This is a genomic window from Pseudomonas sp. HK3, from assembly GCF_052920985.1.
Map to the genome: position 1 here is coordinate 46,426 of NZ_JBREXD010000001.1, position 23,820 is coordinate 70,245.

The window sequence follows — 23,820 nt, forward strand, 5'->3', positions numbered from 1 at the left end:
AAAAATAATCACCTGCTAGTGAAACCACGCATACAAGCGACCTATTGACCACAACAACTGGTTAGCTCTGATACAAAAATGCCTTGCTACTGAGTTATTCAAAGCATAAATATATATATATATAAGTTCATGCTAGCGATGTAATATTGTCTAACAAGATTAATTCAACACACGATATACACCACGCTTTTTTAAATTCCTAAAAACCTTTCGGTAAACAACTGTTTTCTCAGTTATTGGAAACTGTTTTAAAAAATAATAACGAATAAAATTTTTATTTTTACTGTACCAACGTACGGTTTTAATAGGCGATTTCATCCTTATTTTTAAGGCATATTCATCAGATATAAAAAAACCTAAGGCAAATATTGCCATAATATTACATTTTTCAGTCTTTCATTTTTAGCTTCGATATAGTGCACCTGACTTTTAAATGAAGTCATGCCCCTCATCAAAATAAAATAATAAAAATAGGAAAAACAGTGAAAATAAAAAAAATAAGTAAGGCAATTGCTTTTTCTTTATGTGCATTAATAGCTTCGTTTTCAAGCCAAGCAGACACATCAGGGAAAACGCAACATCCCATTGTACTTGTGCATGGCCACGCTGGGTTTGACCAGATGTTAGCCGACTACTTTTATGGCGTTAAAAGCGCACTGCGCGGCGTGGGTGCGATTGCCTACACACCACAGGTTCCAGGGTGGAACAGTGATGAAGTACGCGGTGAAATTTTATTAGCCTACATTGAAGATTTACTCGCCACTCTTGGCGCAAGCAAAGTAAATTTAATTGGCCATTCTCAAGGCGGTAATACCTCACGCTATGTGGCAGCAGTACGCCCTGATTTGGTGGCTTCTATCACCACCATTGCAACACCGCACTTTGGCTCACCTGTAGCCGACCAAGTGAACGGCACACCATTAGAAGGCTTAGCCGTCACCCTTGGTAATGCTATCGCCACTTTTGAAGCAATTCTTGCGGGTGAACCTAACCAAGCCGTTGATACCATGGCAACCATTCGTGCTCTGAATACTAAAGATGCATTATTATACAATGCGCAATATCCACAAGGTGTTCGCAGCACGTCATGTAAAACGGTACCGAAGAAAAATGTTGGCAGATGGTGGTGGCCTAAGTATGTAAAAGACTACTCAGTAAACGATGGGGCTCATAGCTCAAATGGCGTGCGTTACTATTCATGGTCGGCTACCTACAATCCATTACTTAATTCAAATGTACTTGATCCAGCAGATGCAGTATTAGCCATCACGTCTGTTTTTGCAGGCAATGATCACGATGGATTAGTACCCCGCTGCTCAACGCACTTTGGTAAAGTGATCCGTGATGATTATGTGGGTAACCATGCCGATGAAATCAATGGCATGTTTGGCTTACGTGGTTTATGGACAACCAGCCCAGTGCCTTTATATGTAGAACATGCTCGCCGCTTGAAAAAAGCAGGCTTGTAGTATCTGAGTTATGGAACATGGGATTGTAGACATTACAAACCCATGCTTTCATTTTGTAACCCACAGAGTTAGCTATGAATAAACCAATATTAAATAAACGCGTAGGTCTTAGTGTCGGCATTGCATGTGCCGTACTAGTTATCGGCAGTTTTGTACTAACAAAAAACACACCCACAACACTGGATTTAAATCATTCAACTGATAAAAATGCAAACAAGCCTATTGAATTTGAAAAAACAGTATCAAAAGAAAGCATTCGCGAGTTATTTAACACAGCTGAACTAAGTGCAGAACAAGCGGCTATCTTCCATGCTAGCTTACCGCAGTCACTCGCTGACAGCCCACCACCCAGTCCGCTCGATACGAATACGCAAGGTGAGTTAATTATTAATACGAAGGTAAAACGATTATTCGAATTTTATTTATCCGCTATGGGTGAAGATACCCTAGCAGAGTGCATTGTACGTATTCGCCATGCTCTAACTCAGCAACTATCAGGTAATGCGCTTACGACAGGCATGCAGTTACTAGAAGGGTTTTTACAGTACCAAAACCACATCGGCGAAATTAAAAATGATTTTTCATCACGCTACGATGATCAAACATACAGCCTTGAAAAAGTGAAAGAAATGAAGCAAAACGTACGAGAATCACGTAGTTTGTTTTTTTCACAAGAGGCAAGCCTTGCCTTTTACAAACAAGAAGATGAATACGACGACTACATGATCAAAAAAGTCGCTATTAGAAGCAATCACGATTTAACCGCTGAGCAAAAACAGACTGAATATGAATTATTAAACAGTGCATCACCATCATGGATATCTCAACAAGAACAGCAGGCCAGCTTGGTTAATAACGTTAAAGCACAAGAGAAAGCACTACGTGAAAAAGGCGCGGATGATGCCGCAATTAATCAATTGCGTGTTGATAATTATGGTGAACAAGCTGCACAAAACTTAGCTGCATTAGATCAAAATCGGGCACAATGGGCATCCCGTGTGACACAATATAGAGTTGAAAGCGAACAAATATTATCTAGCTCAAACTATACACAAGAAGAAAAAACACAATTATTACAAGATATACGCCAACAACATTTTTCAGGCAGTGAGTTAGTACGTATCAGTGCGTTAGATAAGATTGCCGCAGATAATACTAAGTAATTAAAGTTTAGGTCGTCTGCAATGCCCAATACGCTCTACACTGCAAGTATAAAGATACATTCGGCATTGCAAGCAACATCAAATATATTCAATCAATTCGTATTTATAACAGCCAAAAAATCAGCTCCATATTTATCCAATTTCTTTTGCCCTACCCCATTAATATTACCAAAGCTTTCTAATGAACTCGGCTTGCTATCCAACATATCTTTTAGTGTGGCATCATGAAAGATCATAAACGGTGGGATACCTTGTTCACTGGCAATATTTTTACGACATGCACGCAGCGCTTCCCACATGGCAAGATCGTTATCATCAATATCCATCGATTTAGATTTTTTATTACCGCCGCCCATACTGCTTTTGGTTTGCATGGTATCAACACGTAACATTAATGATTCTTCACCGCGCAAAATAGCGCGACTGGTATCACTTAAAAATAACTGGCCATAATCAAAATTCACATTCAAATAACCACGTGCCACTAACTGACGAAAAACCGAACGCCACTGGGCATCGCTTAAGTCTTGGCCAATACCAAAGGTCGATACTTTATGATGATCAAATTGTGTTATTTTATCAGTGATTTTTCCGCGCAGCACATTAATTAAATGCACCACACCAAAACGCTGATCGGTTCGATACACGCAGCTTAGCGCTTTACGCGCAGCCTCTGTGCCGTCCCAGGTTTGCACTGGGGTTAAACAGTTATCACAATTACCGCAAGGTTCGGCTAACGTATCACCAAAATAACCGATTAAGGTTTGACGACGACAGGTCGTCAGTTCAGCCAAACCCAACATGCCGTTTAGTTTTTGTTGCTCGATGCGTTTAAAGTTTTCATTGGCATCACTGCCCGCCATCATTTGCTTGAGTTTGATTACATCTTCTAAACCGTACGCCATCCACGCAGTGGCCGGTTCTCCATCACGCCCTGCTCGACCAGTTTCTTGGTAGTAAGCTTCTATACTTTTAGGTAAATCTAAGTGCGCTACAAACCGCACATCCGGTTTATCAATCCCCATACCAAAAGCAATCGTGGCGACCATGACGATACCTTCTTCGCGTAGAAAACGTTCTTGATTTCGCTGGCGAATGGTTTTATCTAAACCTGCATGGTACGGCAAGGCATTCACACCTTGTTCGCTTAACCATTGGGCGGTGGCTTCGACTTTATTGCGTGATAAGCAATACACCACACCCGCATGGCCAGAGTGCTCGGCTTGTAAAAACGTGAGTAACTGTTTTTTGGGGTTATTTTTTTGCGTAATACGATATTGAATATTAGGACGATCAAACCCAGATACAAACACCCGGGCACTCTCTAACCCTAAGCGTAAAATAATTTCGTCACGGGTTTTAGCATCGGCCGTGGCAGTTAATGCAATACGTGGCACTTGCGGAAACATTTTCTGCAATACGCTGAGCTGTAAATAATCGCTGCGAAAGTCATGACCCCATTGACTCACGCAATGTGCTTCATCAATGGCAAATAGCGAAAGCGTACACTGACCCAGCCAATCTAGCGTGCGCTGCAAGGCTAAACGCTCTGGTGCAATATAAATAATATCCAACTCGCCCCTTAGAGCTTGTTGTTCCACTTGAAAATTATGATCACTGCCCATGGCCGAGTTCATACAAGCGGCGCGCACTCCTGCTTGAGTAAGCGCACTCACTTGGTCTTGCATTAAGGCAATTAATGGCGAGATAACAATTCCCAAACCTGGGCGAACTAAAGCCGGTATTTGATAACATAACGACTTGCCGCCGCCTGTGGGCATAAGCACAAAGACGTCTTCGCCATTTAATACAGCATCAATCACTTGGTCTTGTGGTGACCGAAATGCACCGTAACCGAATACCGTATTTAAAATTTTGTAGGCTGATTGCATCATATTAATGATTCTCTTTCGGGCCAGTTAAGTATTAGTATTATTGATGTCCTCTGCCGCCAGCTGTATGGCAAAAGGTCAATTAAAATCCATTAGCTCAAATATAGGGAGTGTATAATCATTGAAAGGAAATATCTAAACGTTATCCCTATTCATAGGGCAATTGCATTAGGTACTTTACTTGAAGTATTCAAGGTCGAGCTGTACTAGCATATTACTGATGCATTAATGTCATCGCGTATTAAATGGTTATCGTTACACCTAGTTCTAACTCAATCTGCTCATTAATTATTTATATAGGTAAACACATCAATAGACTTACTTATTAGATAAAATTTATTCAACATCTAAAAAAATTATGTGGCCATACTATAAAAAAAGTGAACACAGTTGGGTTCACTTTTTTTATAGTATGGCCACATTATCAACCATTATATTAAGGCGTGTATTAAAATTAATTAATAGCAGCGTCTTCTTCTTGTGACTGAGCAATTTTAAGCAGTAATGCATCAATTAATGGTTCGACCGGAATTTCGAGCTCATTAACCGTTAGTTTACCTGCGGTTAAATTCGCAACGCTGATTACATTGGTATTATCTAGCTTAATCAAGCCTTGTTCTAGGAAACCATCTACCATTGGTGCAATCGGTGTTCTTAATAATGCATTATTATCAGCAGTAACCACCATAGTGGCTGCAACAGCTTTTATTGCAACCTTTGGATCCGCTAACGCTGCAATTTCAACGCCATCTACACCTGTGTATTCTACATCTAGTTCTACCAACCAATCACCACCAAATGCATTCGCTTTTAGTTCTTGATTAATGTGCAAACCAGGTTGGAAGGTCGTTGTTAATAATTGGTTAAAATATACATCAACTGATTCAGGGTTTATTTCCATGTTATCTAACTGCTGCTGTAAGTCTTGAATCAGCAAGGCTGACGCCATCGATAAACCGTTCACATCCATTTTGTAACTTGCAGAGCTAACAGGCAAAGGCGATTCAATACTTTCAATTATATAACTAAAGTTAGTATCAACTTTATTATCAACTAAATCGCTCACCGCTGATAAAGTCATGTTATTAATCTTAGCTTCACCCATTGCAGATACTATTGATAGTTGTGCAACTTCCATTACGCTGCTGCCTAGCTCAATACCACTAGTATCCGTTCTACGATCACCGACCGTCGATAGATTATCAATTTTTACATTGAATTCCGCGCTTTCAATATTTGTGCTCGGTAGCTTAATATCAAATAGGGTTTCTGACCCATCTATCTGGCCACTGGAGTTAATCACGACTGAATCCATTTGAATATTAAGATCACCAGCTTCACTACTAAAATCAAGATCTGTAGTACTTAATACGCTATCAAAGCTACCCAGTACATTGGCACGAGAATAACCAGAAAGAATATAGCCACCCATATTTTCATTTACAAATGCAATTAACTCTTCAGGGCCTTGTGAAAATGAAAGGCGATCTTGTGAATAAATTTCAAATAACGACAGCCCAAATTCATTCATATGAACAGGTGCATGCTGCATATTGGATTCAAACAAGATTGAAATCGTTGGAATTTCATTACTTGGATCCGCAAAGGTCATCACAAAGCTGGCATCTGATTTGGCATAGCCACGATTAAAGTGAATGTCCGAAACGAACATTTCTGAATTATATTCAACTGATAATGTTTCTAATTGACTAGTGAACTGGTTTTCTGCAACCAGCCCCATTATATATGGGCTAGTAATACCAACAGCAGTAAGTAGTACAGCGGGGATGATGATCGACTTTTTCATTTTAAATTCCATTTGTTTTCACGCGGCATTCTAGAGAATATATTCTGCATGTAAACAAATTAATTTTTATCTATTTATAGGTAAAATACGCATACAACACACCGTAATACTGTGAAGCACAGCCCATAATAATTGTCGACGATGATTTAATTGAATACCCCTGAAACATTACTTGTGCCAGGTCAAATTTACGCCGCCAGTCAGCATTCATACAAGTAGGCCTTCACTACCAAACAGTCCGGTTAAAGTGTTTAAGTAAATTGATCATATTTAGCACCATCAGGTACAGGTTCGCTTTTTTAGTGCCCACTTTGATTTAACCCACGACATTGCTTTATAAAGCCAACCGATAAACAGAGAGGATGCCACCCCTAAAAAAGTTCTAAGCTGTGTATATACGCAAATACTTATGATTGCGACTTAGCACTTAACAACAATCTCCTGCTTTGGGCTTGCCGAGCAACAAGACCATCAGCCCAAGCCTTGTTAGGATAATGTGGATAGAACACTAAATTATTATAACCAAACGCACTTTATGGTTATAATTGCGCCAAATTTAAGACTCGCCCAGTAATTATTGATTTATACAGGTAAAGAATGGCTTTTTTTGATCTAGAAACACCAGAAAACAACGAAACAGACAACCTAGTATGGTTAGGCCACCTAAGCCCAGACAGCGACACGATTGGTTCAGCTATCGGTGCAGCTGAATTATTTGGTGGTGAGCCACGCCGTGCAGGCGAATTGAACAAAGAAACCGCATTTGTCGTGGATTATTGCGGTGTTGAACTGCCAAAAATGATCTCAAAAGTAGAAGGTCAAAAAGTGGGCCTAGTGGATTTCAACCAAAAAACCCAGCTACACAAAGATGTAAATACTAACGACATCGTTGCCATCATCGATCACCACGCCATTCAAGACCAGCCAATTACCTTTAATACACCGGTATCGGTTGATATTCGCCCTTGGGGCAGTGCGGCGACTATCCTTGCAGATCGTTTCGAAAAAATGGGCAAAGAAATGACCCCAACCACAGCCTGCATGCTATTGGCCGGTATTCTATCGGACACCCTGATTTTCGAATCCCCGACCACTTGCCCACAAGATAAGCCATACGCTGAGAAGCTAGCTAAAATCGCAGGTATCGATGATTTATACGACTTTGGCCTAAAAATGATGGAAGCCAAGTCGGACCTTGCTGACGTATCAACCTACGATGTATTAAAAGGTGACTTCAAACACTACGAAATCAACGGTAAAAAAGTGGGCTTTGGCGTCGCTGAAACCCTATTACCTGAACAGCTACTCGACCGTAAAGCCGACTTACTTGAAGAAATGACCGGTGAAAAAGCCAAACAAGGCCTAGATTTCATCTTCTTCGCCATCGTAGACACCAAAACCAAAAACGCACATTTAGTGGTTTACTCTGATGCCGAAGCAGAACTTGCTGCTACAGCCTATGGTGCAGCCACTGAAGACCAGCTGATGTACCTACCAGGCTTAATGTCTCGTAAGAGCCAGTTGATGCCAGCAGTACAGGCGGTTTTGTCAGCTTAAGCTCTAGAGCGCCGGTTTAAGGTTTTTTAATAAAAAGCCCGCAGATAGTAAAAAGGTGAACCAATTGGTTCACCTTTTTTTTATGGCTATCGGGCGCGGGGTTACATACCCCGTGAGCGCAGCAAGCATACTGGGAGCACCCTCCTACAATGCTAATACATAAAGCAGTTGCTCACTCCCCCAACCAGCCAACTCACAACACCCACATGCAATGTCCGAGGGTGCCCCGCGCCCGATCAAAAGGAGTATTCCAAAATAATATAAAATAAGTGTTTACATTTTAAACACCTACACGTAATATCCAAAGCGTTAATTATTCCCATCTAGTTTATTTAACTAATTATCCAAGTGATAATTTGTGTTTTGCCTATCCCCTCTCAGTTAGACAGCACTACAAAAACAACAGAGCTAACTTATTGTCCATTTTTTCGAGAAGTAGTAACTTGTACTCGAAACAGAATGTCGTAATTTTTTAAAATTCCTTACAACAATAATCCAGCTCTTACTTAGTCAGCGCCTTTTGCGCACATTAGAAGAGTTTATTTACTATGCCTTATACACATCAAGGTCAGCATTATTCAATTATTTCGCCAATCATCTCGATTGCCGTTAACAAACTAAAAGTCATCGTGAAAGATCAAAAAGGCTCGCACCTATTTGAATTCACCGACCGCAAAGAATCGAAAGACTTTTTAAACTTGCTTTGCCAAGCTTAAGTTAAAGTTAAAGTTCTGATTCATAAAAACCACTTAGGCCTTTTGGCGTAAGTGGTTTTTTTAATAATTATCCGCATACTTCAAAATCCTAATATATCCATACCCAGATAATTATACCAAGCACAGCCTTACAGTAGCTCTTTATCAAACTACACTGTCCTATGTTGATATCATCACACCTATAAGCTTAATCTTTGTAAGTCTAGAAAAATTAGCATCATATAGAACTGCAAGTGCCACAAGCATGACTCTGCCGGCTAAATCAACACCGAGGCTTTATTTCAATCGTACTTCCTATTCTGCGTGGTATAATTTTTTACGGATTATTCATTTCACCCGCCACCTCAGATATATTAACTATTCGACACCGCTATCAACGTTCAACCATTTAATTACTCTCTCATCAAAAACATGCACAAACCCCAAAATGTGTTGCTGCTTTTTAAATAATGATGGCCGTGCTCTATCAACTAGAAAACCATAAAACATAAATTCAACAGAAAAAACGGACGGCAGTCTTAAATATTTCATAGTATAGTTTTTGCTTACCAACTGCTTGCCATTAAACAAATGAGCTTGCGAGAATAATGCACCGTTTATACCTAAATTATTCGTTAAACACCCCTGATCTCTGATCGAAATTACAGAATATCTGAAGCATTCCATCAAACCGTATTAATTCACTTCAATTGTTATTTCCGAGCAGGCGAATAGACGTTAGAATGAAGAAAATATAGATACTTTACTTAAATGAAAATTTCACGACGAAACATAATTAAAACCTCCATGACGCTACCTGTTGTATCCGTAATGGGCTGCTTTAATTCAATTGACCAACATGCCAAACGAATCCCTGGTGTTATTGAGGGCGCAAACCATCAGCGAGGCCATGAACTTCGTGATTCGCACGCCAACAATGAACCTTCTAACATTATTGAAACTCCCATTCTTATTGTTGGTGGCGGTGTCAGCGGACTATCCTGCGCTTACCATTTAAAAACGCTAGGCGTGACTAACTTTAAGCTAGTAGAACTTGAGCATAAACCAGGTGGTAATGCGAGAGGGGGACGAAATAACAGCACTCAATTTCCTTATGGTGCTCATTACGTTACTGTTTCAAATTTGAATTCTAAACCTCTGATAAACTTCTATAAAGATGCGGGTGTAATAACAGGATTTGATAAACAGGGTATCCCTTTTTATAATCCAGACTATTTCTGTAAACACCCCATTGAACGAATTAACAATGGACGTTACTGGGAACAGGATAACCTTCCTTATGGGACGATGTCCGCTTCAGAAATTTCCGAAATAGATCGCTTCTTTGTTTTTATCAATAACTGGAAAAACCATATCGGTAAAGATGGGTTAACGGCCTTTACTATTCCGATGGAAGACTCGTCCAAAGATCCTGATATCCTGAAGCTCGACAATATTTCCTTTTCACAGCTGTTGGCGCAACAAGGTTTCACTAGCACACCTTTAAGTTGGTATGCAGAATACTGCTGCAGAGACGACTTCGGTACAGGGATTGAGAAAGTATCAGCCTGGGCAGGTCTCCATTACTTTTGTGCAAGACAGGGGTTTGGTGCTAATACCGGTGACGACTCTATTCTTACCTGGCCTGAAGGCAATCAATGGCTGGTTAATAAGCTTCGAACCAGTGTTGATGGTCACATTACTAGCAATACCATGGCGACCTCGGTAAAACATGAAGATGGCTATTATTACGTGTATTGCCAAGACTTTGCGTCAAAAAGTCGGGTCACGTATAAGTGCTCACAACTTATTATGGCCACCCCGAAATTTATTAATCAATACCTGCTAAAGGGGCTGAAAGAATATCGCGCCATACCAGAATACGCACCCTGGATTGTAGCCACCATTTCAACAACGAAGGTTCCTGGCAACAAACATGCTCGACTGAGCTGGGACAATTTTAATTATCTTGGCAAAGGCCTTGGGTATATTTACGCGCAACATCAAACGGGGAAAAGCAGGAACGATGAATACACCTTGTCATACTACTGGCCCATCAGCCACCTAGAACCTAAAGAGGCAAGAAAATGGATGCTTTCTCGCAATAGAACAGACTGGAACACAGACATACTCAACGACCTAGAAACCATGAATCCAGGGATTTCGCAACACATCACATCTATTAATATATGGATATGGGGTCACGCAATGGCGATTCCAAAGGTAGGATCTATTTGGTCAGGTGAGCGAACACAGGATAACAAAAGTGATAATGGTCTATTCTTCGCCCATTCAGATATGAGCGGTTTTTCTATTTTCGAAGAGGCGTTTGATCGCGGCTACCGAGCGGCGAAGCAGATCCTCAAATAGATGACTTAAGACCCGGAGAAACGAATCGGCTTTTTAACAATAATATTATTATTTGGATGAAAGATGCTATTGCTATCTTCTTCAGTTTCGAATATCTCTTGCCAATAGGTTTGACTTTCGTATTTGTCTGAATGCTTATTAATATAACTGTTCATTGCATAGTTTACTTCCGGAACAGTTTTGTTATCAGGGTTTGTCAGCAAATAGAACGTCTCACCCGCCTGATCATGATCATCATAGGCGTAATACTCCATCATATCGCGAAAACCTGCCTGATACAGTGTGCTCATCATAACCTGATAATGATCGTAAAATGCATCTTTCGGGTACCCCCACGTTACAACCAAGCCTTTGTTAGAAAGTGAGTTAGCAACAAAATGGAAAAACTCTTGTGAGTAAAAATGAATCAACTTATCGGATAACAAACCAGGTAAATCAAGAACAATCAAATCGTATTTTTTTTTATTGTTCCTCAGGTAAGCAAAACCATCTTCGTAATAGGTATGAAGGTCCTGATAATAAAAAGCCTGCTGGTGCATATTTCTTAGCAGAGGATGGTGCTTCGTTAATTCTGTAAACTGCTTATCGATATCAACATGATCGATAGAAACCTGATAAGGCATCAACTGCTTAACGGGCAACCAGTCTCCACCACCTATCAGTAAAACGTTAAGCTTACGACCAGACTGTACCTCAGATAAGTACGCCATCGGCACATCAATTAAACCATGGTGATAGTCATCTACCCAACTACTGCACATTTGCACATGCTTATCGAGATTCATACACTGGTCGGGCTCATCTGAATAGCTGCGGTAAATATCGTAAAAAATAACTTCCTGGTAAGGAGTACGGTGATACCCTGTCACCTCAATTTCTTCTACCTCATCATCCATAGACCAGTAATCATCTGTAATCACTTTAGAGTAATACGTTTTGTAAGTTTGGTCTTCTAGGTTATCAATATCCGACCATAAGCTAGCGTATCCAACCACAATTATAGCCAATGCGATAACGATACCTCTTGCGGTATCACGGGCTGACATGAGCAAAAACAACATAGCTGCCACTAAGTTAAGCGCACCTATAATCACAGCAGTTTTAATTAAACCTAGTTCAGGGTAGAAATAAACGGCATACAGCACAGAGCCGATTAAACTACCAATATAATCAAACCCAAGCGTTGTCGAAAAAGCCCCGTCTTCCTGCTCCGACAAATCAGATAACAAAGGTAACTCTAAGCCAGACAATAAGCCTACTAAGGCAATTGGCAAGTGCGACAGAATTAACAATAGCAAATAACCGTTCTCTGAATAAAACGGTTCATAAGCAGTGCTATTTAAACCAATAATAAAAAACAAACCAGCTGGGCCAATGACACACAACATCAGCTCAACAAGAATAAAATTTCGTTTGATTTTATTAATATTTAGGAATCGATACAGTAAAGCTCCGACACCTAAAAATAATAAAAACAAACCAATAGTGATAGAATAGCGAACAACCGTGCCACCAAAAGTAATGGTTAACGCCTGGGCAAAAATAAGTTCATAGGTAATACTGCAAAGAGCAACAATAACTACCAAGAAACTATGATTTAACTTTTTAAATAAATTCAATTTTACACCGAGTGAAGACACAACCAAAATTACAACATATCAATACTAAAACAGATCATTACAATTACACATGAGAACGATCGAACAACTGAAACAAACCTGAGCAATAAACAATGTCAGAACTCAAAAACAAATTTCTTATTCAAAAGAATAAACTCCAACTACAATCTCCTATAGATAAGATAACATTTAGTTTACTTAGTACTCTTGACGTCCAATAAACAGCAGGAAGAATATAATCTAAAAATAATATTCAAATAAAATAATTTATTTTAAAAACGTTTACGATATATAAACTTCAATAAAAAATATAATAGAAAATAACATACTGAAAGCCCAATAAAATACTTAGCAATACTTCCCATCCAATCATGGTCAATATTTTTATAGTTAGAGGTTTTTCAATTTAGATATCAGCATCCTTAACTTCTATTTTAGCACTAGGAAAGCTACCTTTCAAAAAAACAAACATTAATTCAAATAAAGATCCAACTTCTTTTTCATTTATTTCATATACTGAAACAACAAATCGTTTTTTATCCATTAAATCAGAAACCTTAAACAACCTAAGATCATCTTCATTTCTTAGCTCATAGAGTATTGAGCTTAAACCACTCGGAAACTTCTTCGACTCATTTTGGATTGCTAACTTATTTCTATTCGCGAAATCCTGCACAACCTTAAACAACTCATCTGAAGACTCTTGCTCAAACTCAATATATATTGAGCTATCAGCATGAATATTTTCGTAAGAACACCCTGAATTAAACATAATAGAAACAGCCAGTAGAGTTTTAATCAAAGAATATTTACAAAATTTTATGACTTGTACGCTTCTGAGTACACTAATCATTAAAATGCGCTCCGAATATTATTATCCAAACTATCAAATCCTGACTTATATAAATCAATATTTAAGCCGGCTCTTAACGCTCTAGAAAAAGGAACACCACCTAACCTAAATGAGCTTGAGCTAGTAATTCCTTCTCCAATAGACTTAACATACACAGAGCCACCTCTTACATAAACCGAACGACTAACATAACCATCAGAGAAAATATGATCCGAATGTGTAACATTATAAAGAGTCATATTTGCATCATCCACAACATGGGAAACAGTGCCTCCATTCAGACCTGCAAATACAATTTTTGTCTCATCCCCTGTTGCCACCTGCTTTGAGTTATCCCACCCAGGAGCTGGATTTTTCTTTAATTCACCCCAAACGGCTCCAGCAGAGCAGGTCTCTGATAACGAACAAATTTCATTATTCATTTCATAGCGATGATAATAAGGATCATTTTCGTCGTAAGAAGATTCATACTTATGAGATTCAGAATTATACAAATGCACAATGGCTCCAATCATCGCTCCTTGAGCAAAGTCACCACCAGTAGCCGCAGAAGCTAAGCCTCCAAACGTGGCCGATACAGCTGTCCTTGCAGCCACATCCCCAAACCCTGCTCCATCAAGAAGACCTGCGCTTTGCATGGCAACACCAGACGCATGACCAGCAGCACCCGCTAACGCACTGCCCCAGAAATTTTTATTGCGCACCCAGCCTATGGTGCCCTGAGCTGCGCCGTGATACATCACTTTGTAAGCCCAGTCACTGTCACTGACATTGACATTACCAATCTTAAATGCAACGCCCGCCGCCACGGCCGAAAGTGCCGCTGACCGCAGTTCGGTGCCGGAAATGCGGCCAGACAAGGCTGCAGACGTCACCAAGGTTGTCGCACCCGCTGTAGCAGCAGCACCCGCAACGGTAGTTGGCTCAACAGCCCCCATGGTAGCCGCGGCTAACAAAACAGACGACAGTGTTTGATGAAACTGAGAGTCCGAGTAAGTGTGCGCCATTACAAAATAAATCGCAGCGATGGCCAACGGATTATGTCCGGATGGATCCGTATAAGTAGCAGGATTGTTATAGACATAACTATAGCGATTATAAGCTTGAGGTTTATTTACATCAGGAATGACGCTATCCGGTGTCATAAAGCGCCCCATCGCAGGGTCATAAATACGCGCATTCATATGAACCAGCTGTGAATCTTCCAGCATTTCATGGCCGGTAAAGCCACGCAGCCCATCAATAACACTGTTGACGGTTAACGCACGAGCCAATAGTTTGAACTCTTCATCAGATAATGGCACATCAGAAGCCTGCTCCGCCTGCTTCACCATTGCCTTAAAGAGGCCTGCAGACATACCACTGCTCATTATCTGATGCGTAGCCGCACGAGCTTTAGTCATGCCTGGCATTGTCGCACCACTGGATGCCGTCATCGCATTACCCGCTGAAGGTACCAACATATAATCTGGTAAAGCTTCCCCATAAGGTGTGAAACCCTTACGACTCAAGACTTCTGCTTTGGAGCCAGTAACAAGGACACCTGTTCCCAACATGTCTCTGTGGTAATAAGAAGCAAAATCGACAGGGCGTGAAATGTCATCACCTGCCGCATATTCATAGCGCTCAAGTGTTGCCACTGATTCGTAGCCATTACGAATATGGATACGGTGAATCACATCACCATTATTTTTAACGACTTGCTCATAACCAGGCGCGACATAATAAGTTGTACCGCTGCTATCAACACGTTTCACTCGGTTATTGCCAGCATCGTAACCAAAGGTAGTCACCTTGCCATTTGCATTAATACGCTTGGCCTTGCCAAAGCTACTCCAGTCGTAAGTTGATCCTTTAGCCGAGGTAACAAAGCCTTTCTCATCGAAAGTGATCGCTGCGCCTTTATGGCTGGTAATTTGATAAGGTTTGTCAACATCACCAAAATGGTTCAACTGCGTGCCTGATTGCTTATGGGTCAGATTACCTAACCTATCGTATTCATAATCGTAGCTATAGTTTTTTCCATGTCCGGCACGCGACCAAGAGTCGAGCATGTCTGCGTCATAGTTAAAAGTATCTGTATAGCCGCTAACACTATCCTCTATCGATTCAACATAGCCTCTGTCATTAAATTCATAATGTATATCGGACAGCACATGATCATTCGCATTCTGTGTTGTGATCGAATCTAAGCCGCCGGTGCTGTGATCAAACTTACGAATCGTGCGCAAGCCATTACCATAAATTTCATCCTTTAAGCGTCCGTCGGTATGCCAATTTAACGCAGACCAAACAATCAGTTTAGAATCCGAGCTCATCAACTCCGATTGGCTCTGTGCCAAGGACTTCAAGCGATCAATGGAGCCAAGTTGCTGCACCTGATTAAACAGAATATCGTAGGCTTTTTTCTCGGTGACTTTATCCTGACGTAAAGTCGCCAAGCCATCATTTTCGGTATCAAAACCCTTAGATTCGTTGGCGGCTAATCGAGAATAATGCTCAAACCGCTGTTTATAATGAGCCAACAACTGGCTAAGATTCGAAGCTTTGTAGTTGTCCACTGCTTCACTAAAGCCGCCACCATTATTGACTGCCAGCTTTTTAAGAGCTGTGGGGTTTTCACCCCTATAGTCTGTTTTAGGTAAACCGTTGATATACCATTTACCATCACTATGTTTTTTAATGTTGGCTGCTAAACTAGCTTCTGATTTTTTTGCGAAAGCGGTGTATTTTTTCTTTTTATCGTAGAGCGCTTTATAGTTATTAGCTATTTCTAAATATAATTCTTTTGGCAAATATTCTTTGACTTTACACCACTCATAAAATTTTGTGGTTACGTTCTTATATTTATAACCAGATTTTGCTGAACCTGTTTTAACACGTTTAGTTTCACTTCTTAGATACTTGCCCTGAGAGTATTTTGGATTAATCCTGGTACCACTCTTACCTGCGCTAATACGAAAATCACTCCACGTTGCGCGACACACTTTCGTATTTTTAGTTGTAGCAGATAACTGGTTAAATTCGAATTTTTCCATATTAACAGGGTAAGAATGATAGCGAGTACAACGCTTAAATATTCCAAGCGTTGTCTTCTTTTTCGCGCAGCCCCCTTGGTATTCAAACTTATGAGTATTGCCTTGTAATCCTTTATATATGAAACGGCGAACAGCATAATGTCCAGTATAGTTTTTGGATTTTTTCACATAGTCTTGCCACACTCTATAATTAGAAGACGCTTCATTAGAGTGCTGTAGTGCTTTTTTACGCAGATCTTTTACCAACTGATTGGCACTGCCGATGCTTCTTTCATACGTATCTGCTTTCGCCGAAAACTCGACTGCACGGGCTTCATGGGCAGTAACCCTTTGCAGCGCATCCGTAATCAATTTCTCTAAACTCTTGATACGAGCCAAAGTTTTAGTAAAGTCATCCTCTAAGCCATTAAAATCAAATGACTTTAATGCTGACGCAGGTAAAGAATAGCTTTGTAATCGACCGCCATCGTTATAGCTTTTATATAAAGGGGTTGGCATATCACCATCAGAGTTAAGTATCACCTGACTATTGCGACCAATTTGATCGTACTGGTGCTTGGTAACAATCTTTCGACCATCAATATTTAACGTGACTGTATTTAATCTTCCTTTTGGATCATAGGCATACAACCGTTCATTCCCGATCCCAACTTCTTTCTCAAGCTGACCAATGCCATTGCCAGAGTTGTGGTAATACCAAGATAAAGAGCCTTCAGGTGTGGACTCTTTTACTTTACGTCCAATAATGTCGTACTCAATTTCGATAACATTATTCTCTGCATCTTTCTGCCAATATAGCTCACCAAAAGCATTGTATTTGTATGCCCAAGTACCACTGGCAGAATCGCTCATGGATCGCTTATGGCCGCGATCGTCATAGAATATTTCTATTGTTTTCTCGCCCATATGGCTAGTTGTTGCTAATAAACCATCACTGTAAAAAGTATGAGAAACTGTCTTGCTATCTTCTGTGATAGATTCGGTCTTACCAAAAATATTAGTCTTGACTGATTTCTCAAAATCACCGAACGCAGTGGTAACGGTGAAACGGTTGTAATTTGATGTCGTAACCCTAATATTTTTATCAACTGATATATCCGTGATTGTATTTGCACGGCCGAAGTCATCGTAATTTGTGATAACCCATTCCGGTAACATTTCTGCGTCATTTTCGGAACGGACTGGGCGAGAAACCGCCTCAATTTGCCCATGACGATTATAGCTTTTGTAAACAATGGCCTTCGTCGTATCATGACCACTCTTTGATATTAAACTTGAAGATCTGATACCCCGTCCTGTACGGTCAAAGTAAGTAATAGCTTCTGCACCATCAGCTGACGTTTTGGTGACTCGATAAACAGCGGCTGAGCGAGTTGCACTAGTTGAGGAATAACGATTTTGGCTTACGCCAGGTAGCCTTTCAATTTTTGTTTCATTCCAGCTACCATCGTACATATCAGTTCGCTCGATACGACATGCATCATCATACTTATGCGTAGCAATTAATCGTTTTGCGATATCATATTGTTTCTCTACTGCGCCACAACGTGGGTGATACACTTGGCTTGAAATTAAACCTAACGCGTTTTTTTCACTCAAAAGCCTACCAACTGAATCGTACTCATATTGAGTGGTTCTAGATTGTGTCTTTGAATCATTAACCTTACCGGTTACGGTTGTGCTCTTAACCGTGCCGTTGTCATAGTATTGATAATCGGTTCTCAGGGTCATATTAGAATCTGCTTCAATCACCTGATATTGAAGTGAGCCATTATCATAATATTCAAAGTTTACCGTTTTCGTGACCTCAGACTGACCGGTGAAATTATGTCTAACTACTGTTTTAGTAGGCTTAGCCAACACCCATTTATCAAGGTTATGTCTAAATTTTGACGTCGTAATAATACTATTAACTTCAGTATCTTGCCGCGAAGTAACAATCGTTTTTCGTGGATAACCCAGCGTATCAATATCCTTAAACTCGGTAGTCACCTTCCTCAATTCTTCCTGTGACACTGGGTCATATTCAGTGGACTCTTTGGAAAGCGCATTCAATCTTTTAGACACACCTTCAGCTGTATCCGTAATAGCAACATTATTCACTTTATGAGAAACAAGAACACCGTTACTATAATTTGATATCTCGTATTCTTGACCCGCTAATTCACCCACGGTATAAAATTGTGAGGTCATTGTACGGTTAGCAGAAAGATCGTGTCGTTCTATCTTTTTAAATATAGCTTTACCTGTCTCGTTATCGTATTGAAGATCCGAGTATTTATACTCAACATGGTTATAAATAGGGTCCCCTGACTGATCATCCACGCCACTATCAACTCGAATGGTATCGACAAGTAATGATTTAGGTGTAATAGAATTACTCTGAGTTACTGCATAAATATTTTTTGATGATGCCGACGCGTAATCGAATTTTATCTTCGATTCCAAAGGCGTGATAACTTCGGTCAACAACGAGACAGGCTGAGCATGATGATTCGAATGACATTCGATGCCATTCACCGTTCTGGTACAAAATTCGCCCTTCTCATCCCCATTCAAATCATTAGTAAAAAGAGGAGCCGAATAGACACTTACTGATGAGAAGAAATAAAATTTGGTAGATACACCAAATCTTTCTCTAAGCCAATTTCCATAAATCTTAATTTTTTCTAGATGAACATCACTATCTACGACAAACCCAAAGCGTCTTTCTAAATCATGGAAAGAATCACCTTTATTGTAGGCACAATATTGGCCAGTATTATATTGGCTACAAATATCTTGATGTCCATCACCATTAACATCAGCAATGTGAATGCCACTTAGAAGAGCATCAACACTACCATCAGTTTGCTCATCTTTGAAACTAAGCACAGCCACTGGCGCCAAAAAGCTTTCTTCATTATTAAATGCGCAACGGTAAGTTTTTTCTGAATAAAAACAGTAATCTAGAAGGCCATCACCATTCACATCAAGAAAACGAAAACCGAGACTTACATCATTATTAACTTCTTTTTTTGCATTCGCTGACGGCTTATCATCAGCCCTAGAGATAGAGGAATAAATTGGCACATCAGAATCAAATATAGTATCAGAGAACTGATTCACACCGTTTTTATAGAAGCCAACATGACACTGAACTCTTCCACTGTCTTCAAAACAAATATCAAGAATGCCATCAGCTGTAATATCAACAAGAAGTGGAGAAAAGACACGGTAATCTGAAGTTTTAATATTAGGAACAGTGCGCCGCCCCTGCATTTTCATACCATCTTGATAGGCATATGATCGTTTATCACTCAGATTGCCAGTAAAATTGATCACTGTACCATCAAAACGAGAACCATTATTCTGGTAGCACTTCAGATTTTTATTCCCTGACTGCACACTACAAAAGTCAACGACCCCATCTTGTGTAACATCAGTAAACTGATAATAACGGTCTGCACTGATCCCTGTTTTCCATGTTGTTACTCGTCCGAAACGTTGAGAAGATTCGTCATATATTGCACAGCGAACATCATTTCTAACAACAATACACAAATCTTCTCTATTATCATTATTAAGATCAACAAAGTTTAGCCTTTTAAAATGCTCTGCATCCTCACTCAATATAGCTTGACGAAACCAGTTCATATCATGTTCTGAATACCCGAAACCTGAACCATAAGCCTTCAAGCTTGATGAGTCAGCCGCACCACTACGACAAAGAAGCTGATCATCTTTACTATAAAAACAAAACTCATCAACACCATCATCATCGAGATCTACCGTAGTAACCCCAAAAAATAAACCGTCATTGCCCGAAAACTTATTAGTCTCTAATTCGGAGTTGGTTATCACAACAGTGCGATCATCGGCGTCAGCGAATCCATTTCTTGGTTCAATATAATCTTGATACTTAAACTGCATAGGCTCAGTACAATTTGAATCACCAACAGCATAACAACGCTTAAGGGTGCTTAAGCGATCAACAACAACTGACTTATACCCATTAGTTTTCTCATATCCAAAAACATACTCATAGAGAAATACATCATCATCGGTGCTGATTTTTACATTATTGATAGGACCAACATGCCCAATTTGGTTCCCGCCGCCATATATTGGTGCATTATCCGCTACCTTTTTATAATCAATACTAACGACATAACCTGGGTACCGAATTTTTTCCAATTGTTGCTTGTCGCCGTATTCATATACAACAGCATTAGAGAAAACATCTTGCTTATTCGTTAACAGCCAAGATCTTGATATTTCACTATATCCAGCTTTAAAACCATAGGTATAACGAAATCCTTGCTCATCATAAACCTCCCATTCATCAGGATTAGCATGAGTACCTTGGGTAATAGTGACCTTAGTATTATCATCGATGTATTTACGATAACTGCCATCCGAATGCTTAACCAACACACTACCGTCGAGGCAGTACACAGAATTTTGCCCGATTTCAATTCCAGACATCACTCCGTGCGATAGTTTTTGAGTGGAACAGCGTCCAATTTTTTGGGTTAAACCCAAGGTAAAGCTCATACCAGCATTTGAGAGCCCACGACTTTGGTTGTAGCTCAATACTGCACTCGGCTGGATACCATGGAGGGTCTTAGGGAATTCAAGTGGAACAGAGTACGCCAGCTCTCCTTGAATGTTCGCAGCATCACCGACTATATCTTCAACTATTGGATTTTCAATCGCTGAAACTTTAGTCGAAATAACAACCAATAAAATAATGAGATAACAACGCATATTATTTAACAACTTCATTACTTACCACCAATCCCTGGGTATTCATTTTTGAACTCATCTGGAGTAATACCTAGATTTGAATCCATATCATTCATTCTTTCGATTAGTTCTGCGTCTGAATCTAGCAGTTGCTGACTTCTTATCTCGGCATCTTGATTTGACAATTCAGATTCATTTATCCATTGGTCAATTTCTTCTCCACGTTCGATGAAGTCCTGATACGACTCTTCTTGTTCTGAGGCGATTTGAAAGTCATTAATGAAGTAAAGTAAAGTGAAAATTAGTAAGCCTAAAGCAGCGACAAGCAAAGAAATTTTAATTCGGAGTGGAAATTTATGTGACAACTCAAAACATCCTTTTAATCGAGAGCTGCGCATAATAATTATACTTTTAGCAAAAAGCAATTTATGAAATGACTCACAATATAAAAGTGAAGGCGTTCTCAATAACTATGATTCCTTTATTGAGATATCTAAATATACGTAGAGTTAATAAATGTTATAATAATGGCCTTAACAGCAACAAGTAACATGGACGAAATTCAAATGAATAGCGCAGTCAAATCACAAAGTATTGGGTTAATGGAGCGCGACGGTAAAGAGTTTGCTGGACTGCATGTTATTGTTGATATTTATGGTGCTGAAAAGCTGGACGATCCAGACTACGTGGAGACTGTTCTACGCAAATGCATTGATCAATGTCAAGCTACCTTACTTAATATGACACTGCATACATTCCCCCCAACTAATGGTGTGACTGGTGTAGCATGTCTATCAGAGTCACACATCAGCGTACATACTTGGCCGGAGCATAAGTATGCTGCATTTGACATATTTATGTGCGGTAATTCTGAACCTGAAATAGCCGCCGATATAATTATCAAAGACTTTGGTGCTTCGTCTTATACAATTCAAAAAATTCAAAGAGGGGAGCCTATCGAAATGAATAAAAATAAGATTCTAGGCACGAAACATGATGTACAGATAATCAATAGTCATTCATAAGTATTAGTTTCGGCTAATTTAAAAAATAATTTGTGGCAAACGATTAATATTGCTTTAGTTGAATTAAATCTAATTCAAATGGGATACATCTAAAAAAAGGTAAATCAGCCTGGATTATTCATTATAATAAAACGACCTTAGATTCGGTTATAATTATGAGATAGGGCACATAAAAGATATTGTACTTGAGGCTGTAGATAAATCTGTGTAACTGCTTATCATCAAAGCCAGAAATGGCTAAGGATAGGCAGCAATGAACAAAGAAGCACTAGAAGCCTTTGCCCGCGAAGCGGCAAAGGGTATTAAAACAGAACAAGACCTTAATGAATTTCGTCAGATGCTCACTAAAGTGACAGTTGAGCGGGCTTTAAATACTGAGCTTGATGAGCACCTTGGTTATGAACGGAATGAAGAATCCTCTAACTCCAATAGCCGCAATGGCACCACCAGTAAAACTTTACGCACCGAAGATGGCCAGTTTCAACTAGATACCCCTAGGGATCGCGAAGGCTCTTTTAATCCTAAATTAGTAAAGAAAAATCAGACTCGGTTTACCTCGATGGACGATAAAATTTTATTTTTATACGCCCAAGGCATGACCACACGAGAAATCGTTAAAACGTTTAAAGAACTGTATAACGCAGATGCCTCTCCAAGCCTAATTTCAAAAGTCACTGATGCGGTCATTGAAGAAGTGATTGAATGGCAATCTCGTGAATTAGATGCGGTGTATCCCATTGTTTATCTTGATTGCATCGTGCTTAAAATTCGTCAGGACAAACAGGTGATCAATAAATCAGTTTACCTTGCCTTAGGCGTCAACATGGAAGGCCACAAGGAGTTATTGGGCATGTGGCTATCTGAAAACGAAGGGGCTAAGTTCTGGCTAAATGTTCTGACTGAGCTGCAGAATCGTGGTGTGAAAGACATTCTCATTGCTTGCGTGGATGGCCTGAAGGGCTTTCCAGATGCTATCAATGCCGTCTATCCAGAAACGCAAATTCAGCTGTGTATCGTGCACATGGTTCGTAACTCAGTGAAGTACGTTCCTTGGAAAGATTACAAAGCCGTCACCGCTGATTTAAAGAAAATTTACCAGGCCGCGACTGAGGAAAGTGCCTTGCAATCACTGTCTGATTTTAGTGAGAAGTGGGATGGTCAATATCCACAAATCAGCCGATCTTGGCGTAATCACTGGGAGAATTTAAATACGCTTTTTAACTATCCTGCTGATATCAGAAAAGCCATTTACACAACCAATGCCATTGAATCTCTGAACAGCGTTATTCGAAAAGCGACGAAAAAACGAAAAGTATTTCCAACAGAAGAGTCGGCTAAAAAAGTGGTTTACCTTGCGGTACGACAAGCTTCGGAAAAGTGGACTATGCCCATAAGAAACTGGAAAACGGCCTTGAACCGATTTATGATCATGTTCGAAGACCGTTTGAAAGATTACATTTAAAACTGGCGGTTACACAGAATGGCTTACATCCTCTTGTACTTCTCTCAATACATAATCTAACACTACTCTAAATCAATGATGATATAATTTTTTAAACACACAAAATTCCAATCAATTAATGAATGCGAAAAAAGTAAGGTAG

The 23,820-nt window shown here is 39.8% G+C and carries 14 protein-coding genes; 7 read left to right on the top strand and 7 right to left on the bottom strand.

The window, feature by feature from the left end; genetic code table 11:
* Window positions 1-159: 159 nt before the first annotated feature.
* Window positions 160-375, bottom strand: coding sequence for a hypothetical protein (locus tag ACU6U9_RS00145; RefSeq protein ID WP_446733069.1), 216 nt, complete (start codon window positions 373-375; stop codon window positions 160-162).
* Between the two features lie 107 nt (window positions 376-482).
* On the opposite strand from ACU6U9_RS00145, the gene ACU6U9_RS00150 reads away from it, so the two are divergent.
* Together ACU6U9_RS00150 and ACU6U9_RS00155 are read left to right on the top strand one after the other, a co-directional pair.
* Window positions 483-1,469 carry an esterase/lipase family protein gene (locus tag ACU6U9_RS00150; protein ID WP_446733070.1) on the top strand — a complete coding sequence of 329 codons (987 nt, stop codon included), beginning with the start codon at window positions 483-485 and terminating at the stop codon, window positions 1,467-1,469.
* Window positions 1,470-1,543: 74 nt separating this feature from the next.
* Window positions 1,544-2,632, top strand: a complete 1,089-nt coding sequence (locus tag ACU6U9_RS00155; protein WP_446733071.1) for a lipase secretion chaperone — start codon at window positions 1,544-1,546, stop codon at window positions 2,630-2,632.
* Window positions 2,633-2,724: 92 nt separating this feature from the next.
* Here ACU6U9_RS00155 and recQ read toward each other — a convergent pair whose 3' ends face one another.
* Window positions 2,725-4,527 carry a DNA helicase RecQ gene (gene recQ, locus ACU6U9_RS00160; RefSeq protein WP_446733072.1) on the bottom strand — a complete coding sequence of 601 codons (1,803 nt, stop codon included), beginning with the start codon at window positions 4,525-4,527 and terminating at the stop codon, window positions 2,725-2,727.
* A gap of 451 nt (window positions 4,528-4,978) precedes the next feature.
* Window positions 4,979-6,331 carry a DUF945 family protein gene (locus tag ACU6U9_RS00165; RefSeq protein WP_446733073.1) on the bottom strand — a complete coding sequence of 451 codons (1,353 nt, stop codon included), beginning with the start codon at window positions 6,329-6,331 and terminating at the stop codon, window positions 4,979-4,981.
* A 597-nt stretch (window positions 6,332-6,928) separates the two neighbouring features.
* Between ACU6U9_RS00165 and ACU6U9_RS00170 the strand changes: the two genes are divergently transcribed.
* The 3 genes from ACU6U9_RS00170 (at window position 6,929) to ACU6U9_RS00180 (ending at window position 10,953) form a co-directional block, all read left to right on the top strand.
* Window positions 6,929-7,888, top strand: coding sequence for a manganese-dependent inorganic pyrophosphatase (locus ACU6U9_RS00170; RefSeq protein ID WP_446733074.1), 960 nt, complete (start codon window positions 6,929-6,931; stop codon window positions 7,886-7,888).
* Between the two features lie 548 nt (window positions 7,889-8,436).
* Window positions 8,437-8,604, top strand: a complete 168-nt coding sequence (locus tag ACU6U9_RS00175) for a hypothetical protein (RefSeq protein WP_446733075.1) — start codon at window positions 8,437-8,439, stop codon at window positions 8,602-8,604.
* Between the two features lie 750 nt (window positions 8,605-9,354).
* Window positions 9,355-10,953, top strand: coding sequence for an NAD(P)-binding protein (locus ACU6U9_RS00180; protein ID WP_446733076.1), 1,599 nt, complete (start codon window positions 9,355-9,357; stop codon window positions 10,951-10,953).
* 5 nt (window positions 10,954-10,958) lie between these two features.
* Here the strand turns inward: ACU6U9_RS00180 and ACU6U9_RS00185 are convergent, their stop codons facing one another.
* From ACU6U9_RS00185 to ACU6U9_RS00200, 4 genes are all read right to left on the bottom strand, one after another.
* On the bottom strand, window positions 10,959-12,572 hold the full coding sequence (locus ACU6U9_RS00185; protein ID WP_446733077.1) for a spermidine synthase: 1,614 nt from the start codon (window positions 12,570-12,572) through the stop codon (window positions 10,959-10,961).
* Between the two features lie 406 nt (window positions 12,573-12,978).
* Window positions 12,979-13,425: a hypothetical protein gene (locus tag ACU6U9_RS00190; protein ID WP_446733078.1), complete on the bottom strand. Its 447-nt coding sequence runs from the start codon at window positions 13,423-13,425 to the stop codon at window positions 12,979-12,981.
* Window positions 13,425-21,230: an RHS repeat-associated core domain-containing protein gene (locus ACU6U9_RS00195; protein ID WP_446733079.1), complete on the bottom strand. Its 7,806-nt coding sequence runs from the start codon at window positions 21,228-21,230 to the stop codon at window positions 13,425-13,427. The genes ACU6U9_RS00190 and ACU6U9_RS00195 overlap by 1 nt, the downstream gene beginning before the upstream one ends.
* Complete coding sequence (locus ACU6U9_RS00200; protein ID WP_446733080.1) at window positions 21,230-21,589, bottom strand: hypothetical protein; 360 nt, start codon at window positions 21,587-21,589, stop codon at window positions 21,230-21,232. Before ACU6U9_RS00200 ends, ACU6U9_RS00195 begins: the two co-directional genes overlap by 1 nt.
* Window positions 21,590-21,718: 129 nt before the next feature.
* Between ACU6U9_RS00200 and speD the strand changes: the two genes are divergently transcribed.
* Together speD and ACU6U9_RS00210 are read left to right on the top strand one after the other, a co-directional pair.
* On the top strand, window positions 21,719-22,216 hold the full coding sequence (gene speD / locus ACU6U9_RS00205; protein WP_446733081.1) for an adenosylmethionine decarboxylase: 498 nt from the start codon (window positions 21,719-21,721) through the stop codon (window positions 22,214-22,216).
* 253 nt (window positions 22,217-22,469) lie between these two features.
* Window positions 22,470-23,678, top strand: coding sequence for an IS256 family transposase (locus ACU6U9_RS00210; protein WP_446733082.1), 1,209 nt, complete (start codon window positions 22,470-22,472; stop codon window positions 23,676-23,678).
* Window positions 23,679-23,820 lie beyond the last annotated feature (142 nt).

Coding starts and splice junctions, on each gene's coding strand:
- ACU6U9_RS00145 (WP_446733069.1), bottom strand. CDS start 375: ATGGCAATATTTGCCTTAGGTTTTTTTATATCTGATGAATATGCCTTA.
- ACU6U9_RS00155 (WP_446733071.1), top strand. CDS start 1,544: ATGAATAAACCAATATTAAATAAACGCGTAGGTCTTAGTGTCGGCATT.
- recQ (WP_446733072.1), bottom strand. CDS start 4,527: ATGATGCAATCAGCCTACAAAATTTTAAATACGGTATTCGGTTACGGT.
- ACU6U9_RS00165 (WP_446733073.1), bottom strand. CDS start 6,331: ATGAAAAAGTCGATCATCATCCCCGCTGTACTACTTACTGCTGTTGGT.
- ACU6U9_RS00170 (WP_446733074.1), top strand. CDS start 6,929: ATGGCTTTTTTTGATCTAGAAACACCAGAAAACAACGAAACAGACAAC.
- ACU6U9_RS00175 (WP_446733075.1), top strand. CDS start 8,437: ATGCCTTATACACATCAAGGTCAGCATTATTCAATTATTTCGCCAATC.
- ACU6U9_RS00180 (WP_446733076.1), top strand. CDS start 9,355: ATGAAAATTTCACGACGAAACATAATTAAAACCTCCATGACGCTACCT.
- ACU6U9_RS00190 (WP_446733078.1), bottom strand. CDS start 13,425: ATGATTAGTGTACTCAGAAGCGTACAAGTCATAAAATTTTGTAAATAT.
- ACU6U9_RS00195 (WP_446733079.1), bottom strand. CDS start 21,230: ATGAAGTTGTTAAATAATATGCGTTGTTATCTCATTATTTTATTGGTT.
- ACU6U9_RS00200 (WP_446733080.1), bottom strand. CDS start 21,589: ATGCGCAGCTCTCGATTAAAAGGATGTTTTGAGTTGTCACATAAATTT.
- speD (WP_446733081.1), top strand. CDS start 21,719: ATGGCCTTAACAGCAACAAGTAACATGGACGAAATTCAAATGAATAGC.
- ACU6U9_RS00210 (WP_446733082.1), top strand. CDS start 22,470: ATGAACAAAGAAGCACTAGAAGCCTTTGCCCGCGAAGCGGCAAAGGGT.